This is a genomic window from Paraburkholderia sp. SIMBA_053, assembly GCF_046534895.1.
Taxonomy (GTDB): domain Bacteria; phylum Pseudomonadota; class Gammaproteobacteria; order Burkholderiales; family Burkholderiaceae; genus Paraburkholderia; species Paraburkholderia caledonica.
This window is the reverse complement of the sequence record NZ_JAWRXU010000004.1, coordinates 556716-572685: the sequence shown is the minus strand read 5'-3', so window position 1 is coordinate 572685 and position 15970 is coordinate 556716. Positions and strand designations below refer to the sequence as shown.

Sequence of the window (15970 nt, the reverse complement as noted above, 5' to 3'; positions counted from 1 at the left end):
AATGAAGAAAAATCTGCGCTCCGGCCGCAAAATGCGGAATGCTTTCAGATTGCCCTCGAGCGCTCCAGTCGACGTCGGCCGATTAATCGCCGTCATCGGGCATTGCCTCTGAACACAACATATCGTGCGAAGTACTCGCACAAGCGGGGGACATTTACGGCCGGAAAAGCGCGCGCCGCAGCGCCCGCACTTTCGGAGGAAGATATGGGCATTCCGCTTGCTCACAGATTTAACCGAGGGGCGCTTATAGCAATGGAGTGCTGACGAAAAGAATAGAGAAACCTAGTTGCATCGATTGAATGCTCAGAGGTCAACTTGCCGCTATCACCGTCGCCACGCAGAGAAATACTACGAGCAAGCTCAGGCGATTCTTGATGGTGAAGACAATTGGATCGTCATGCATCTCGCCGCGAAAGGCTAACATCCATACACGGCTGATCCAGAAGAGCAGCAGTCCGAATAGAAACCACAGTGCGTGTGGATGTCGATAAAGCAGGCGTACATCGGATGAATTCATATACAGCGCAAGAACCAGTACTGCGACATAACCGGAGGCCGTGCCGAATGAACGCAGAATGCCCAGATCCTGCGTGACGTATCCGCGCCCCACCGCGCAGACTTTTGCTTCACGCAATAGCGCGTCGAGCTCCGCATAGCGTTTGACCATGGCGAGGCTCAGAAAGATAAGAATCGAAAACATGATCAACCAGTCGGAAAGCGGGATGTCCCCTGCGGCGCCACCGGCCACGACGCGCGCGGTGTAAAGAGCCGCGAGAACAAAGACGTCGACAAGCATGAACCGTTTTAGCCTGAGCGAATACGCAAGCGTGGTCGCAAAGTAGCCGGCCAGTACCAGCTGAAAAGTAAAAGGCAGTAGCAGAGCAAATCCCGCAGACGCGATAAGAAGCACACATTCGAGAAGCATGCCGAAAGCCAGCGACAACTTTCCCGACGCAAACGGCCGATCGCGTTTGTGCACATGGCGCCGATCCGCGTCGAGGTCCAGCATGTCATTGAGCAGATATACAGACGAAGCGCAGAAGCAGAAAGAAAAAAATGCAATGACTTCGGCTTGCAGTGTGTCTGCTTCGGTAAATCGGTGCGATGCAAGCAGCGGCACAAAAATCAGGAGATTCTTGACCCACTGGTAAACACGCATTTCCCTGACAGTAAGCGCGATTAGCGATCGCCGATCCTCGAAGAAGAGAACCTTGTGATTGACCATTTCGGCCGCCTCGGCAATCTGGCGCGTTCCCACAACGATCGCCCGTCTACATTGCTTCCACACCGGCACGTCGCATAGCGCGTTGCCGCAATAGTCGAAACCGTGCGGACCGAATTCTTCGGACAACGCAGAAGCTTTATGAACACCCGACAGATTGTGGGCGTCAGTGCTTGCCAGAATCCCTTTGAAGAAGCCGAAATACGAGGCTATCTCTTCAGCGAACTTGCGGTTTGCAGCGGTGCATAAATATAGATCTCTGCCATACGACCGTTCTTCTCGCAGATACTCCACGAGGCGCGCGTTATAAGGCAGCACCGTCACGTCGATGGCGGCACGCTGAGCAATCTGCGCCTTCAGATGAGCCTTGCCGCGCAACAGCCAGCCAATGCATAAGAACGCGTACAGTGGATTTCGTTTTACAAGCACGAGGAACGATTCCACCAGGAGGTCGGTGCTCGTCAGCGTTCCATCGAGATCGACACAAAGGGGTACGCTCGCTTCGGCCATCATTTCCTCGTGTGAATGTGTTTGGATGCTCGATACGTTCACGCAACGCGCACTGCATACACTTCCCGCTTCGAGAATAGTGGTCTAGTTGTTCCAAACTGTGCGCCAGAACACATTTGTCACTGCGTCGTTAAAAAAACTGTCATAAAGGCTGCAACTCGATTTTCTTCAGGTTTCCTTAAGTTTTTCGCCATACCATCGCGACGGATGTATGTTCTCCGCTGTACCGCACGAACACTATTTCGAGAACTGCTCTCCTCAGAAAACAACGGCGCTCACACGTGTCGCTTATGTGGGTCATCAGCATCGTTCGTTCTTCCTGCATGTGCTCGATACCGAATCGATCAGCGCAATCGCGGGCATCGTTGGCTTCGAGAAAAACCAGCGTTGAAGTTCGAACAATGGTCAGATGCGATCACCAAAGAGCGCATAGCGAGACTGACGCGTCCAGCACGCTGCCTCCATAGCATGACCGGGCTGCCGGTTCGCAGAAGCGCCCGTCGGCGCGCATTCCTGATAATCTGATTGTCCTGGCCCCGCGGCGCCCAGTTCTTGTGCGCCGCATTGCCGCCAATCGAACTGCCGATGCCCCCACTGTTTCGCCGCTTACTCCTGCTCTACCACGCACTGCGTTACGGCGCGCGCCTGATCTGGCTCGCCGCGCCAGCCAATCGCAAGCTGCACTGGCTGGTCGAGCTTGTCGGCCGCGTGCATTCGTCGACACGCAGCGCGCGCAGTGTTCACAGCCTGCTGCCCGCACTCGGCCCACTGGCGGGTCAGTTCGCGAAGACGCTGGTCGAGCGCCCGGAACTGGCAACCTCGACATTGCACGACGCGATCGACGCGATCGATCATATGGAAGCGCCGCTGCCGCCGCGCGAATCCGAGGAAGCCTTGACACGAGCGTTCGGCCGGCCGCTCGCGACCCTCTTCAGCGCGGTCGACCTGATACCGGTGCGCAGCGGCTTCGCGGAACAGACGCATTTCGCGCGATTGCTGATGCCGGTCAACGGTCATCGCGAGGTGGCCGTCAAATTGCTGCGTGCCGGACAGCTACAGCAGATCGGCGACGAGCTTGCGCTTTTGCGCTGGGTCGCCCGCTGGCTGGAAAAACTGTCGAGCACCGCGCGACGCCTGCGGCTGCGGGCGCTGGCTCAAACCTTCGCGGACGAGATTCAGCGCCGCTTCGACCTGCGCGCCGAAGCCGCCAACCTGAGCCAGACCGGTCATCATTTCGAGGGCGACACGCGCCTCGTCGTACCCGACGTGATCTGGGATCTCTGCACCAGTCACACGCTCACGATGCAGCGCATCGACACGCTGCCGGCTACCGACCTGAGCGGTCTGCACGCGCATCAGGTGAAGCTCGCACCGCTCGCCGCGCATATTGTGGAAGTGGTGACCGAGCAGGCATTCGAACACGGCTTCTTTCACGCGACGCTTGACGCGCGACGGGTCCGCGTAAGCGTCGAGCCCGATTCTTTAGGACGACTCGTGCTGGCGGAATTTTCGATCATGTCTAGCCTCTCGACCGGCGAGCGAGAGTTCTTCGTTCATGGCGCGACCGCCCTGTTCGAGCAGGACTACGGCCGGCTCGCAGAACTGCACCGCGACGCCGGGCACGTGCCGCATCAGACTCGCCCCGAAATGCTCGAAGCTGAGTTGCGTACCCGAGCCGAAGCGCATTTTGCGGCGGCTGCGCAAGACCGCTCCGCCGGGTCGCTCTTCCACCAACTGCTGCACGCGGTGCTTCCGTTCGATGGTGTTGTCTCCGGCCGGCTCGCTACCGCGCAGCGATCGTTCCATCAGGCGGAGATGCTGGCGCGCGCGCTGCATCCGGGCGTTGACACATGGAACATCGCGCGGCGCGTGCTCGCGGACATCGCGCGGCGCGACGTCGATCATCGCGGCTGGTTCCAGCGCATTTCACGCGAGCTGCCGCATCTCGCGCATATGCTGCCACGCGTGCCGCAACTGGCCGTGCGCTATCTGCAGCACGAACACGACCGCGCGCGCTCGCCGCGGCAAAACGCCCAACTGCTCGCCGACATCGGCCGCGAATACCGGCGCACGCGGGCGCTGTTGTGGGCGTGCGCTTTGTGCGGCGGAATACTCGGCGCGGGCACGATATTGCTGATGCGTTGATGGCGGCGCTGATGCACTGATGGCATGGCGTCGGCTCCACTAATGCGCGGACCACATGGCGCTCAAGACGCTGACCGCCGACCAAACGCCGCGCATCAATCCGCCGTGTCCGCCCCCGCCGGCACTTTGGCGCGCGTCCTGGCGTCGGGCGCCGGCGCCCACGCCGGACGAGCCTTGCGCGCCGAATCCACCACGACGATATACCGTCCTGCCCACGGCATGATCTGCCGATCGCTCTTCAACACCCACAGCGATTTGCCCGAGTCGACGAGCGCCTCGTATTCCGCGTCGAGGATCCCGTAATGATCCAGAAAAGTGTTGAGCGATGCGGGGATCCGGACGCAACCCTTCGAGTGGCGCACGCCAAGCAAAGGCTCCAGCCGGTCGGGGTCGGTGGCGTGCATCTGGAATCGCATCTGCGAAATCCCGCCCTTGCCCCAGCCACGCTCTGCCTGCGCCCAGCCCAGATCGAAAATGCGCATGTCACGCTTGCCGTAGCCGCGGATATGGTTCTCGTTCTCGGTGCCTTCAGAGCGGAAATCCATGTTGGACGGCGTGTGCTCGAACACGCCGAGCGGCGTGACGAAGTGGTCGTATTCGCCAGGCCGTCCGGTGGACACGGGCGACGCGCCGATCATCTGCCAGGCGTCGGCGGGCGCCGCGCGGAAATAGATCAGGAGCGCCTGCACGTTTGCATTGCGGTCGACCATCACGACGTATTCTCCGGATAGTTCGCCGAGCTCGTGCTCATGCAGCGCCGCTTGCAGACGAGCGGCGTAGGCGCGCTGCTCAGACGCCGGTACGTTGAGCCGTCGCGTGACGTGGCGGGCGAATACATCCCGCAGCGCGAATGCCCGGCGCGGGTCCACGCCGCCGGCCGCATCGGGTGCCGCGACGGACGACGCATCCACGGAAAACGCCGCGTCGTTCGTTACCGCGAGCGGCCCGGCAGCGAAGGCCGCACAAGCGGAGACGGCAAGCGCGAGGCCGCATGTAACCTTGCTCAACCCGGCAAAGGTGGATAGCGCCTGGCCAGGCGTCCGCCGCATTACGCGATACGACTCACGCGCGGCGCGCGACAAGGAAAATGCATACGGCATACAGCCGGCTTTGCACTGGGCGGCGACTCGTGCAAAAGTCGGACAGACGAATACAGGCGGGCGAGGCCGCTTGAGATGGTTCATCGCGGGTTCGCACTGATGTGATTATTATTGGTTGCTCGCAGGTTGATGCGGCTCTCGGAACGAGGATGTTACTCAGCGCATGGCAATCTGTCGATGGACCTTCGGCGGGTCCGCTACGTGCTCGCCACTTCCGCGCTGAAGTTGTTTCTTTGACATTGCGCCCGGGCGCGAGGAGCACAAGATCATGAAGCAAACCGATCCAGCCGCGATTCAGGCGGACATCGCCGCCGAAATGCACGTCACTGCCGAGTTCGACGCCAACGCGGAGATCGAGCGCCGCGTCTCTTTTCTCGCGAATTATTTGCGCAGCAGCGGCCTGAAAGCGTACGTGCTGGGTATCAGTGGCGGCATCGATTCGACTACGGCCGGGCGCCTCGCGCAACTGGCCGTCGAGCGGTTGCGCGCCGCGAACTACGACGCGCGTTTCGTCGCGATTCGCTTGCCGCACGGCGAGCAGAAAGACGAAGCCGACGCGCAGCAGGCGCTGGCCTTTATTCGCGCAGACGAGACCGTGACCGTGGACATCAAGCCCGCCGCGGACGCGATGCTCGCGTCGCTGCATCAAAGCGGGCTGCCGTTCACGGACGAAGCGCAGGAAGATTTCGTCCACGGCAATATCAAGGCACGGCAACGGATGATCGCGCAGTACGCGATAGCCAGCACGCGTATGGGCGTGGTGATCGGCACCGACCACGCGGCCGAGTCGCTAATGGGATTTTTTACCAAGTTCGGAGACGGCGGCGCCGATGTCCTACCGCTCGCCGGGCTCAACAAGCGGCGGGTGCGTGCGGTCGCGAAAGCACTGGGCGCCTCCGAGGCGCTCGCTCACAAGGTGCCGACCGCGGACCTCGAAGCGTTGCGCCCGCAACGGCCTGACGAAGACGCCTACGGCGTTCCATACGAGACGATCGACGACTTCCTGGAAGGAAAATCCGTAAGCGATGAGGCACTCAAGATCATCTTGCGTTTTTACGAGATCACGCGGCACAAGCGCGCGTTGCCGTACACGCTGTTCGATTGGCCGGAGGCTGGAAGGGGAGACTAAGACGGCAAGAGCCGCTGAGCGACACAGCGAACACCGGTTGGGCGCACCGCCGGCTCAAGTCTTGAAACGCCGCTTTCTGCGCCTTGCCCGCACCCTACTCGCGCCTTCGCTGCGGAAGACGCCCGAGGAAGGCGCAGCAGTCACTGCTCCGGTGGCGGCTCGTCGGTGAATAGATCGGCGCTCGCCTCGAGCACCATGCCGCCCAACTGCTTGCCGTGAATCTGACGCGCGATGACCTCGCCGACATACGGCACCTGCGCATCCAGTTCGACCGTGGCATAGGCGCCGGGCGTACCGGCGTCGACGACTTCGACATTGCGAGCGTAGTGCCCCAATTCGCGCTGGAGGAATTCGCGCACTTCCTGCTCGCTGCACGACGGCGCGATGTTGCGCACGATCAGGTTCATGCGGCCTACCCTCGGCGGCTACTGCGGTCGGAGGAATGTATGTGCACGCGGCGCAATGCGGCACGCTGTCTGGCCTGCGCGGCGGCGAGTTCACGGATGAGTGCGGCGCCCGCTGCGCCAAGCGCGGCCAATGACAGGTAGAAGGCAATCATTCGAATCTCCGGTAATTGGGCTGGCCCTGTTTCAGAAAGCCACTTGCGACCATGCATGCAGCACGTCACGGCGTCCTGGAGGACACCGCGTTAAAGACGCAGTCAGTGCACTGTACCTGAACAGCGGAACATTCGCTGGGCAGCGAAGCCGCACGCTCCCTGGGTGCGCCGGACTATGGACCGCGCTTCTGGGCATGCGGAAGCCGGTCGCAAGAAACGGACCGCCGCGTCAATCACCGCAGAGATCACACCGAGGTGCAACGGGGCAACCCGGCTTATGCGCGAGGATCAGTCCGCCTGTTGAACGTTGGCTGCGCTGACCCACCACGCGTTCTTGCCTTGTGGCAGTTCGACCAGGACGGCCGACGGATCGTCGACGCCGTCGTCCGCAACTTCGCACACTGCAAGTCCGTCGGGTAGATGCTTTACTTCGCCAGCCGACTGGAACAGCGCGACGCGTTGCGCATTTAGCGGACGCAACTGGCGATACACGTCGAAGCTAATGGCTGCAGGCACGTCGCCGCGAATTTGCAGCGCGTCCGCTTTACCGCAATGAACCGGCTCGGCGGCGAATACGGACGCGCTGCCGGCGGCACACGCGAAGGTCAGTGCGGCAAGCGTCGCCGCGGCAAGAGGTGAATGGGTCATGATGATTCTCCAGGAATAAGTTCAGATGGCGCGATGAACGGCAAGCGACTCATGTGCGCACGTTGAAAGAAAACCCTCTTCAATCTGCACACGAGCGCGGCCAGGTCCATGCGAACGAATTTGATCAGCGGCACGCAGTTTCCGGGAACACAGCCTCAAGGCTGCGAGCCATGTCCGGCTGCCCGCCCGCTCTCGGCGCTGGTGGCGACGTCCAGCCGGCTGACGTCGCACGAGGTCTGGCTGAAGCCCGAATAGACCACCGACCAGTCGCCGACAATCGCCGCTTGCGCTTCCGCGAGACTGATCTTGCCCTCGCAGACGCAGCGCTTGAGCATGACCGCCGCACGCGCCTTTCGACGCTCACCCTGGCGGCCCGCCCACGGCAGCAGACCGAGGTTGGAAGGCGCGTCCGGCGAACCGCCGAGCACCACGGGTACGCGCCTGTCCAGCGCGAAATCGGCGCCGTCGTCGGCGTCGATGCCGCGCTCGGCAAGCATCCGGTCCTTGTGCGCCATGAGTTCATCGAACGGCGGCGCGACCGCGCTGGCATAACCCGGGCGGCATATCGTTTCGCCGATCGATTGCTGCGTGACGCGTTCGTCGAGCATGCGCGCCTCCTGCGCATACGCGCCACCCACGCGCAACGCGAACAGCGCCGTGGCGCTCAGCGCCACGGCAAACCGCAACGAGCGAGGACGCCGGGACGCAAGCGCGAGCAGATGTGCTCTAAAGATCCTACCTGTGTGGTCGCTGGAATAGCCGCTGCGACGCCTGTCTGCAATTTCTGCGTTCATTCGTCGGCGCGCCTGCGGAGGCACGCAATAGTCAATTCGCAAGGCAATTAAAACACATTCAATACGCATGCGAAAAAAATGCTTGCCCGCCGGATGCACGACGTGCTTTGCGATGGACCTTCCACGGCGACGCAATGCCGCCGCGGACCCACCACTGCCCGACCTACTGCGCCACGCGAGCCTGTAGCGCCCGAATACGGCTCAGTGCCTCGGTGTTCGCCACCGCCGAATCGTACATTGCCGCGAGATCCGCCTTCAACGCGGTACGCGAGCCGCCGTCGAGATAAATCATGTGACCCGACGGATAGAAGCGCGCCGAAAGGTTCTGCCGAACCTGCTGACTGAGCAGCGGCATCTGCTGCAGGTCGAGCACAGTCTGATAGAACGGCGTGACGAAATCGTAGAAGCCGTTTGCCGACAGCACCTTGAGGTCCGGATTCAGTGCCATGACGGCGGCCAGATCGCCGGCCGTGTATAGAATCACGTTGCCCTTGTCGTCCACGCCCTTTTGAGCACCGGTCGGGTCGATATGGCTGAAGTCCCAGAACTGGAACGCCTGATCGTTGAGGTCCGTGAACGCCGAGTTCGACGTGTATTTCAACTGCTCGTTCAGATAGACGTTCCACATCGTCGTGTAGACGCCCGAAACCGCCGTCATGGTCGGGTCGTTGCCGCCCGAATTGGGATCGACCTTGCCGGCTATGCCGGTTCCGATCGCGGTGACCCGGCCGTCGTATGCGCCAAGCACGAGACCTTGCGGCTTGAGAAGCGTGGTCAGAAATAGCGAATTGCCGCGGCTGTCGTACGACGCGACATCGAGGCTCCACGCAAGCAAGGTCGTCTTGTCGATGCCCGTGTATTCGGCGAGTTTCTCGACCGTCGCAGAATCGGTGGTCGGGAATTTGCGCAGCGCCGCCAGGTAGTCGGTGCGCGCGAACTGCGCGACTTCTTCAGCGAACGCGCCCAGATCGGTCGGCCGCGGCGCGATGCCGAGCTTCTTGTGATACCACGCGTCGGCGGCGGCCGTGGGCAGCGCGCCGACAGGATTGCCCGCCTGCGTGTAGTCAAGAATCGACGATTGCAGCGTAATGCCGTTCAGATCGACACCGCCTTCGTGCAGCCGGTAGGCGACCACACAACTGCGCGCCGTCCCGTACGACTCGCCGAACAGGTACTTCGGCGAATTCCAGCGGTTGTTCTTCGTGAGAAAGCGCTTGATGAATTGCGCGATCGAATCCGCGTCCTGGTCGACGCCCCAGAAATCGCGGTTCTTCTTCGGCGCGATCGCCGCCGAATAGCCAGTGCCGACCGGATTGATGAAGATCAGATCGCTTCTGTCGAGCAGGCTGTCGGGGTTGTCTTCTATCGTGTAGGGCGCGGGCGGCGTGAAGTTCGGCATCGACGTTTTGATGCGGCGCGGCCCGAACGAGCCGAGCAGCACGAATACCGCGGACGAGCCCGGTCCGCCGTTATAGAAGAAGGTGAGCGGTCGGGTTTCCTCTTTCTGGTTGTCTTGCGTGAACGCGACGTAGAACATCCGCGCGGCGGGTTCCGAACTGCTCGGATCGACGATCACGAGATGACCCACCGTCGCTGTGTAGTTGATCTTCTTGCCGTCTATCGTGACCGAGTGATGCGTGATCGCGGCACTCTCGTCCGTGGCCGTTACGGAGTCGTCAGGCCCGTTGCCGTATGCAACCGGATCGAAGAAAGGCTGATCGGCCGGCTTGCGTTTCCCACCGGCCGCTGGGGGCGTGCCCGAGGTTTGAGAATTCTGCGACGATTGCGGACTAACGGACGTTGACTCTGTGCTTGTCATGATGACTCCCTGGGTACGTTCACGTCTTGTGCCGGTGCTGCGGATTCCTGCTGACTATAGTGCTCCGGCCACTTTCTGACCATTGGGGCTGCCGAGTCCCGTACAGGCGTCCCAGCCCGCCGACGCCGCGAAGCTGCCGTTGTTGCCCTGCGTGATGTCGTTGCAGACGCCCGCCGCCTTATAAAGCTTCGGGTTCACGAAGCCCGCCGGCTTGCCTTTCGCCGCGTTGATGCGGGCAATCAGCGCAGCCCAAAGCGGCGCGACTGCGCTTGTGCCGCCGACCACGGTTTGTGTGCCCGCGACGAGCACGGTGTAGCCGGTCAGCGGCGAGGCGTCGCCCGCGACGTCGGGCACGCCGCGCTTCGCAAGCGGCTTCTTGCCACCTTTCGACAGCGCAACCGACAAGCCCTCCTGCCAGGCCGGCAACGAAAAAGCGCCACTCACGCCTCCGCCGCCGGCGCCGCCTTGCGGGCCGTCGTTCCAGACCACCTCATGCGTGATGGACGTCCCCGATGCGCTCAGGCTCGTGCCGCCGCACGCGAGTACATACGGGCTCGCCGCCGGGAAATCGACCTGATCTCCCGCGCCCGCGCCGTCGCTCGATCCGCTATCGCCCGACGCGGCGCAGACCGTCACGCCGAGCGCGGCCGCGGTTTGCAGCACGCTGTTGAACGCCTTCAGCGACTGGCTGGTCCAGATGGATTCCGGGCCGCCCCAACTGATGGAGATGACCGACGGCTTGTTGACCGTATCGTGCACCGCACGGCTGACGGCGTCGATGAAACCCGCGTCGCTGTTCGGCGCGAAGTACACGGCAATGGTCGCGCCGGGCACGATTGCGCCGACGATTTCGATGTCGAGAGTAACTTCGCCGTCGGGACCGTTGGGGTCGCCAGTCGGCTCATTGCGCGCCTGGTCGACGCTCACCGACTTCACCGTGGGCGACGGCACGCCGAGGCTCTTGAAGTACGACGAGAGGTCAGCCGGGTCATACCCGCCTCCCAGTTCGATGATGCCGACGCACTGGCCGCCGCCGTCGCCTTCGGGAAATTTGTAGAGAGACGCCAGTTCAATCGGCGTGAACGAAGCCTGATGCGTCCGGGCCGGGCGGAACGGCGGGCGGATGCGAAAGTGCGGCCGTGCCTGCGGACGGTTGTCGAGCCCGAGCACCGCCTCCACGACGCCGTGCAGATCGTCGGGCACGTTGACCACGCCGGTGCGGCCGCGAAATTCCCCGGCCGTATGGTGCTGATACTTTTCAAGCTTTACTCCGAACGCATTCTGGAATTGCTCAACGGTTCCCGACAGCAGCACGGAGCGCGCGGCCGGGTCTTCACGCACCACGCTCAGGCCGTGCGCAGCCGCGAATGCCTTGACTTTGGCGATGTCGTCGGGGGCTGCGCCATAGTCTTTGGCCAACGTCTCACGCGACAGCGGTTCCACGTTCGGGTCGCCTGCCTCTATGCGTTTCATCAGCGCGTCGAACTGCGCCTGCTGCTGGCGGCGCAGCATTACGAAAACCTCGATCTTTTCCGACGGATCGCAAGCTCCGATGAGTTTCGAACCTTGTTCTACCGTTCGCTCGCTTCCGGGCAGCGGGTGCTTGGTGGCCATGTGTCGACTCTCCTGTTGGCGTGACGGCGCCGGATGCACGAGGGACTGGCGGGGGCGCCCTGTCCGCTTTCTGCCCGACGACAGACGGCACGTTGCTGATTTCAAGGTGCTGCTTGCAGGACTTCGCAAACCTTCGGACCAATGCATTCGAACACAGTTCCGGCGCAGGCGGCAGTAGGCCGAATGGCTAACGCGGCGGCGCGTCATGCGCGGTTCGCGTCGCTCCGCTATGATGCTGCAGCGGCTATCCCGCCGTTACATTGCCTTACGCGCCGTCCGCGCGGGCAATCGAAGAATCAGAGGAACCCATGTCAATTTCGATGTATCAAGCATCACTGCCCGTGCTGATTCGTGGCCTCACCAATCTGCAGGCCATCCTCGGCAAGGCTCAGGCACACGCAGCCGAAAAGCAGATCGATCCGTCGGTGTTCACGAACGCCCGCCTCGCGCCGGACATGTTGCCGCTCGTGCGTCAGGTGTATATCGCAAGCGACACCGCAAAGGGCTGCGCCGCGCGTCTCGCCAATGTCGAAGCGCCCAAATACGACGACGTCGAACAGACCTTCGACGAACTGCATGCCCGCCTTCAAAAAACGATCGACTATCTGCAGGAATTCAGCCCGCAGCAGATCGACGGATCGGAGGAGCGCACAGTCACCCTGAAAATGCGCAACGGGCCCGTCGAGTTCACGGGCCAGTCTTATCTGCTGGGCTTCGTGCTGCCGAACTTCTTTTTCCACGTGACCACGGCGTACGGCATCCTGCGCCACAACGGCGTGGAACTCGGCAAGCTCGACTATCTGGGCGGGTTGAAGTAAGCGATTGGAATAGCGAATGCGCTGGGGCCGCGCCGGAATCGCGCCGCGGTGCAGCGGCACCCGGGCGCGCTGGTTCACGCGCTCAGGCGCGCGGCTGGAATGCGATGATTGCCATGCCGGCCAGCGTCACTGCGACGCCGGCTGCGTCCCACAACGTCGGCCGCACCTTGTCGACGCACCATAGCCACAAGATCGCCACCGCCACATACACGCCGCCGTACGCCGCATACACGCGGCCCGCGGCGGTGCCGTGCAGCGTGAGCAGCCAGGCGAAAAGCGCGAGGCTGAGTGCGCCCGGCACGAGCAGCCAGACAGAGCCGCCCTCTTTCAGCCATCGCCACGGCAAATAGCAGCCGATAATCTCGGCGACGGCGGTAATCGCATAAAGCAGAAATGTTTTCATTGAAGGCGAAGCATGACGGTTGTGTTCGTGTCATCGCCGGCCGGACATGGCCGCTGAATGGGCGCTCCATCGGCGCTCTACCGGCTTTATTAACACAATCACTTGGCGCCCAGGCATGCGGCATGCGAAAGTCCCCTCACCTCCTCTGCCCTCCACAACCTGTCCACCGGCTATGAGCACAGCATCGCCCTGTATTGACATCTGCAAATTCGACAGTGAAACCGGCTTTTGCATTGGCTGCTTGCGCACCCGCGACGAATGCAAAACCTGGAAGAAGATGAAGGACAAGCACCGCAGAAAAATTATCGACGACCGTTCGCGCCGCGAACGCAAGCTGAACCGGTAGAGCAGGTCGCATTCGCGTCAATCGAGAGAAAGTCGCAGTGCGAATCCGATCAGCGCCGCGGAGAAGGTCCAGCGCTGCAACGTTTGAGCAAGCGGGTGCGCGCGCATCCATCCCGCGATCCGCGCGGCGCCGATCGCATACGTGAGGTCGAAGCAAAAGCCGACCGCGAGCAGCACTGAACCCAACTCGATCATCTGCAACGCAACGGGCCCCGCCTCCGGACGCACGAATTGCGGCAACAAGACCGAACAGAACAGCAGCGCTTTCGGATTCAGCAGGTTGGTCAGCAAGCCCTTGACGAACGCCGCCCTCAACTGTCGCATGCCTGCTGTCGCCGTTGCGTCCGTCGGGCGGTTAGCTTCGTCGCGCGCCGCGCCGTCTTCTGGCAACGCGAACATCGGCGAGCGGAAAATCTGGATGCCGATCCACGCGAGATAAACCGCGCCGCCATAACGCACCACGTCGTACAGCCACGGCGCGTTGCGCAACAGCGCGGCGGCGCCGCAAGCGGACAGCGTGACGTGAGTCGCACGCGCCAAACCGAGTCCGCAAGCCGCCGCAAAGCCACTCCTCACACCGCGCCCGATACTGGTTTGGAGGATCAGCGCCATGTCGGGCCCGGGCACGGCATAAACGACCAGCAGCGCGGCAATATAGACAGCAAGAAGGTGTGCGGAAATCATGGGAGCCTCGTTGTTTCGAGGCTCCATCTTGCTATTGTCGACGGAGGTTTTGCTGGCGAATTTCCGGAGTTCTGACTGGGAATTTGGCGGAATGCGCTAACATCGCGCTGTTTCCGTCAGCTTCCCGCTAAAACTCGAAAAGCGCCCGCCAACCCATGTCAACTGACCTCGATAAGACCGATCGCGCGATCCTCGCCGCGCTGCAGAAAGACGGCCGCATGTCGAACGCGAAGCTCGCCGAACTGGTCGGCCTGAGCGAAACACCGTGCGCGCGACGCCTCAAGCGTCTGGAGAACGACGGCTACATCGGCCAGTACCGAGCAGTGCTCGCACGTTCGGCGCTCGGCTTCGGCGTGGTCGCATTCATTCTCGTGCGCTTCGCCGTGCACGACAAAGATCTGGCCAACCGCTTCGAGCGCGAGGTGCAGGCCATACCGCGGGTGATCGCGTGTCACAACGTGTCGGGCAGCGCAGACTACATCTTGCAGGTGGTGGCGCGCGATCTGGACGACTACGGCAGCTTCATGCGCGACCAGATGCGCAGTCTGCCGGGCGTGACGTCGGTCGAATCGGCATTGTCGTTGCGCGAAGTAAAGGCCGACGGCGGCTTGCCGCTATCGTGAGCCCGAACGTGGCATAGTCACGCCATTTCACGCGGCGCGCGCCGCACCCACTAACACGGAGTACCGAATGGACAACACCGGCAACATCGATCACGAAAAAGCCCGCGCCGAAGAGAGCGCTGCAATGGAGCGCGTATTGACCGCGACGCAACGCGTGAAGACAGCGTTTGCATCGTTGCAATCGCAATTTCCGCCAGCCGGCAGCGGCAATCCGTCGCAATTCGCGCTGCAGACTTTCGACGCCGCGTTGCAGGAACTGGAAGACGCGCAGGCCGCGTTCGACGAACTGCTGGGCGATCTGCTCGACGGCAATCGCTAATGCGCTGGGAATGCCCCCGTGCGGTAGCGGCTCAATAGCCGCTCGGTACGCGCTCAACACCCAGGAAAGGCGCGCTAGCTTCCGCTTGCTTGCAACCAGCAGCGCCCGGCAATAGATCGCTCAGTCCGGGCTCGTCTCGATCACCGGCTCGCACAGAATCGGAAAGTTCACCGAGTTCGCGATATAGCACTTCTCGTGCGCAACGTGATGCAGGCGCCGCGCGAGTTCCACATCGCCGCCCGGCTGAATCACGACGTGCGGGCGCAAAACGATCTGCGAGAAGCGCCCTTGTTGCGGACTGTCGAGCATGGTGCCTTCGGCGTGGTCCTGGTACTGCACCACGGCAATGCCGGCGTCCGCGCACAGATGCAGATACCACAGCTTGTGACAGGCCGAAGCGGATGCGACCAGCAAGTCTTCGGGGTTCCACCGCTTTGCGTCGCCGAGAAACGCGGCGTCGGACGAGCCTGGAATCTCGGGCTTGCTTCCCGCCGCAATCACATGATCGCGGCTGTAGTCGCGATATCCCGAGGTGCCGCTGCCGAGGTTGCCTGTCCACTGCACGGAGACTTCGTATTTGTGCTCACCGTATGCCATGGGCGCTTCCTGTAGTCGAATGAACCGGTTGGTGGAACGCCCATTTTAAGCCGGCCGCGCCAGTCAATCCGGCCCTCGCGACTCGATCTATCGCGGCGCCGGGGGCCTTCCGCTCAGGCTCGGTACGCGCGGATCGGGGTTCTGGTTCAGGCTCGTGCCGTTCGCACGCATGTTGTTCGGCACGCGGCCCGCGCCGGCACCCATCACGCCAATCCCGCCGGTTCCCGCGGCACCTCCCGGCGTTGCAAGGCCGGGCGTGGGCGCCAGCGTCGTGCCCGCTGCTCCACCGCCATTGACGCTTCCTCCCGGCGGCGTAGCGCTCAAGCCGCCAACGCCAACGCCCGCGCCCGTGCTGCCCGACTGCGCGCAAGCCATTCCACTAAAGCAGGCGAAGCATGCCGCGATCAGCACCGTCCGCCCCACACCGCCAGTTGCGATTTTCATTTGCTGCACTCCGTTAGGTAACGCGCCCCTCGACCAGTATGACGAACCGTTGCCCACTTCGTTCACCGCCGTCACGGGTTCTACGGGACGCCCTACCCAAGTCATCACTCGAGCCGGCACCCGCGAAAAGGACAGCTTGGGGAATAGAAACGCTCCATGCGCGTTATGATCGATCGTTACGCCATAACGGCTGATTA

At 62.3% G+C, this 15970-nt stretch carries 18 protein-coding genes; 7 read left to right on the top strand and 11 right to left on the bottom strand.

Annotated features, from left to right (window positions below; translation table 11 throughout):
• Nucleotides 1-310: 310 nt before the first annotated feature.
• Nucleotides 311-1732 carry a UbiA family prenyltransferase gene (locus SB753_RS17610; protein WP_410801014.1) on the bottom strand — a complete coding sequence of 474 codons (1422 nt, stop codon included), beginning with the start codon at nucleotides 1730-1732 and terminating at the stop codon, nucleotides 311-313.
• Between the two features lie 211 nt (nucleotides 1733-1943).
• Between SB753_RS17610 and SB753_RS17605 the strand changes: the two genes are divergently transcribed.
• Nucleotides 1944-2123, top strand: a complete 180-nt coding sequence (locus SB753_RS17605) for a hypothetical protein (RefSeq protein ID WP_410801012.1) — start codon at nucleotides 1944-1946, stop codon at nucleotides 2121-2123.
• A 194-nt stretch (nucleotides 2124-2317) separates the two neighbouring features.
• A complete protein-coding gene (locus SB753_RS17600; protein WP_410801010.1) occupies nucleotides 2318-3877 on the top strand; it encodes an ABC1 kinase family protein in 1560 nt (519 codons plus the stop codon).
• A 95-nt stretch (nucleotides 3878-3972) separates the two neighbouring features.
• On the opposite strand, the gene SB753_RS17595 is transcribed toward SB753_RS17600, so the two are convergent.
• Complete coding sequence (locus tag SB753_RS17595; protein WP_408415105.1) at nucleotides 3973-4977, bottom strand: L,D-transpeptidase; 1005 nt, start codon at nucleotides 4975-4977, stop codon at nucleotides 3973-3975.
• A gap of 268 nt (nucleotides 4978-5245) precedes the next feature.
• On the opposite strand from SB753_RS17595, the gene nadE reads away from it, so the two are divergent.
• Nucleotides 5246-6106, top strand: coding sequence for an ammonia-dependent NAD(+) synthetase (gene nadE, locus SB753_RS17590; protein WP_410801008.1), 861 nt, complete (start codon nucleotides 5246-5248; stop codon nucleotides 6104-6106).
• A gap of 140 nt (nucleotides 6107-6246) precedes the next feature.
• Here the strand turns inward: nadE and SB753_RS17585 are convergent, their stop codons facing one another.
• The 5 genes from SB753_RS17585 to SB753_RS17565 form a co-directional block, all read right to left on the bottom strand.
• Nucleotides 6247-6513, bottom strand: coding sequence for an RNA-binding protein (locus SB753_RS17585; RefSeq protein WP_027779729.1), 267 nt, complete (start codon nucleotides 6511-6513; stop codon nucleotides 6247-6249).
• Between the two features lie 440 nt (nucleotides 6514-6953).
• Nucleotides 6954-7313 carry a hypothetical protein gene (locus SB753_RS17580; protein WP_020068524.1) on the bottom strand — a complete coding sequence of 120 codons (360 nt, stop codon included), beginning with the start codon at nucleotides 7311-7313 and terminating at the stop codon, nucleotides 6954-6956.
• Nucleotides 7314-7468: 155 nt separating this feature from the next.
• Nucleotides 7469-8107, bottom strand: a complete 639-nt coding sequence (locus SB753_RS17575; RefSeq protein ID WP_088175398.1) for a hypothetical protein — start codon at nucleotides 8105-8107, stop codon at nucleotides 7469-7471.
• A gap of 163 nt (nucleotides 8108-8270) precedes the next feature.
• Complete coding sequence (locus SB753_RS17570; RefSeq protein ID WP_020068522.1) at nucleotides 8271-9926, bottom strand: S10 family peptidase; 1656 nt, start codon at nucleotides 9924-9926, stop codon at nucleotides 8271-8273.
• Nucleotides 9927-9980: 54 nt separating this feature from the next.
• Nucleotides 9981-11540 carry a protease pro-enzyme activation domain-containing protein gene (locus tag SB753_RS17565; RefSeq protein ID WP_088175397.1) on the bottom strand — a complete coding sequence of 520 codons (1560 nt, stop codon included), beginning with the start codon at nucleotides 11538-11540 and terminating at the stop codon, nucleotides 9981-9983.
• A gap of 308 nt (nucleotides 11541-11848) precedes the next feature.
• Between SB753_RS17565 and SB753_RS17560 the strand changes: the two genes are divergently transcribed.
• Entirely contained in the window at nucleotides 11849-12358 is a 510-nt protein-coding gene (locus SB753_RS17560) for a DUF1993 family protein (protein ID WP_020068520.1), read from the top strand.
• 82 nt (nucleotides 12359-12440) lie between these two features.
• Here the strand turns inward: SB753_RS17560 and SB753_RS17555 are convergent, their stop codons facing one another.
• Nucleotides 12441-12761: a YnfA family protein gene (locus SB753_RS17555; protein ID WP_131320797.1), complete on the bottom strand. Its 321-nt coding sequence runs from the start codon at nucleotides 12759-12761 to the stop codon at nucleotides 12441-12443.
• A gap of 172 nt (nucleotides 12762-12933) precedes the next feature.
• Between SB753_RS17555 and SB753_RS17550 the strand changes: the two genes are divergently transcribed.
• Nucleotides 12934-13107: a DUF1289 domain-containing protein gene (locus tag SB753_RS17550; RefSeq protein ID WP_020068518.1), complete on the top strand. Its 174-nt coding sequence runs from the start codon at nucleotides 12934-12936 to the stop codon at nucleotides 13105-13107.
• Nucleotides 13108-13124: 17 nt separating this feature from the next.
• Here SB753_RS17550 and SB753_RS17545 read toward each other — a convergent pair whose 3' ends face one another.
• On the bottom strand, nucleotides 13125-13790 hold the full coding sequence (locus SB753_RS17545; RefSeq protein ID WP_392394413.1) for a LysE family translocator: 666 nt from the start codon (nucleotides 13788-13790) through the stop codon (nucleotides 13125-13127).
• Nucleotides 13791-13945: 155 nt separating this feature from the next.
• Between SB753_RS17545 and SB753_RS17540 the strand changes: the two genes are divergently transcribed.
• Both SB753_RS17540 and SB753_RS17535 read left to right on the top strand, forming a co-directional pair.
• Nucleotides 13946-14413 carry an Lrp/AsnC family transcriptional regulator gene (locus SB753_RS17540; protein ID WP_020068516.1) on the top strand — a complete coding sequence of 156 codons (468 nt, stop codon included), beginning with the start codon at nucleotides 13946-13948 and terminating at the stop codon, nucleotides 14411-14413.
• Nucleotides 14414-14498: 85 nt separating this feature from the next.
• On the top strand, nucleotides 14499-14732 hold the full coding sequence (locus SB753_RS17535; RefSeq protein ID WP_087754396.1) for a hypothetical protein: 234 nt from the start codon (nucleotides 14499-14501) through the stop codon (nucleotides 14730-14732).
• A 120-nt stretch (nucleotides 14733-14852) separates the two neighbouring features.
• On the opposite strand, the gene SB753_RS17530 is transcribed toward SB753_RS17535, so the two are convergent.
• Together SB753_RS17530 and SB753_RS17525 are read right to left on the bottom strand one after the other, a co-directional pair.
• A complete protein-coding gene (locus tag SB753_RS17530; RefSeq protein WP_408174484.1) occupies nucleotides 14853-15329 on the bottom strand; it encodes an OsmC family protein in 477 nt (158 codons plus the stop codon).
• An 87-nt stretch (nucleotides 15330-15416) separates the two neighbouring features.
• Complete coding sequence (locus tag SB753_RS17525; RefSeq protein ID WP_410801004.1) at nucleotides 15417-15773, bottom strand: hypothetical protein; 357 nt, start codon at nucleotides 15771-15773, stop codon at nucleotides 15417-15419.
• Nucleotides 15774-15970 lie beyond the last annotated feature (197 nt).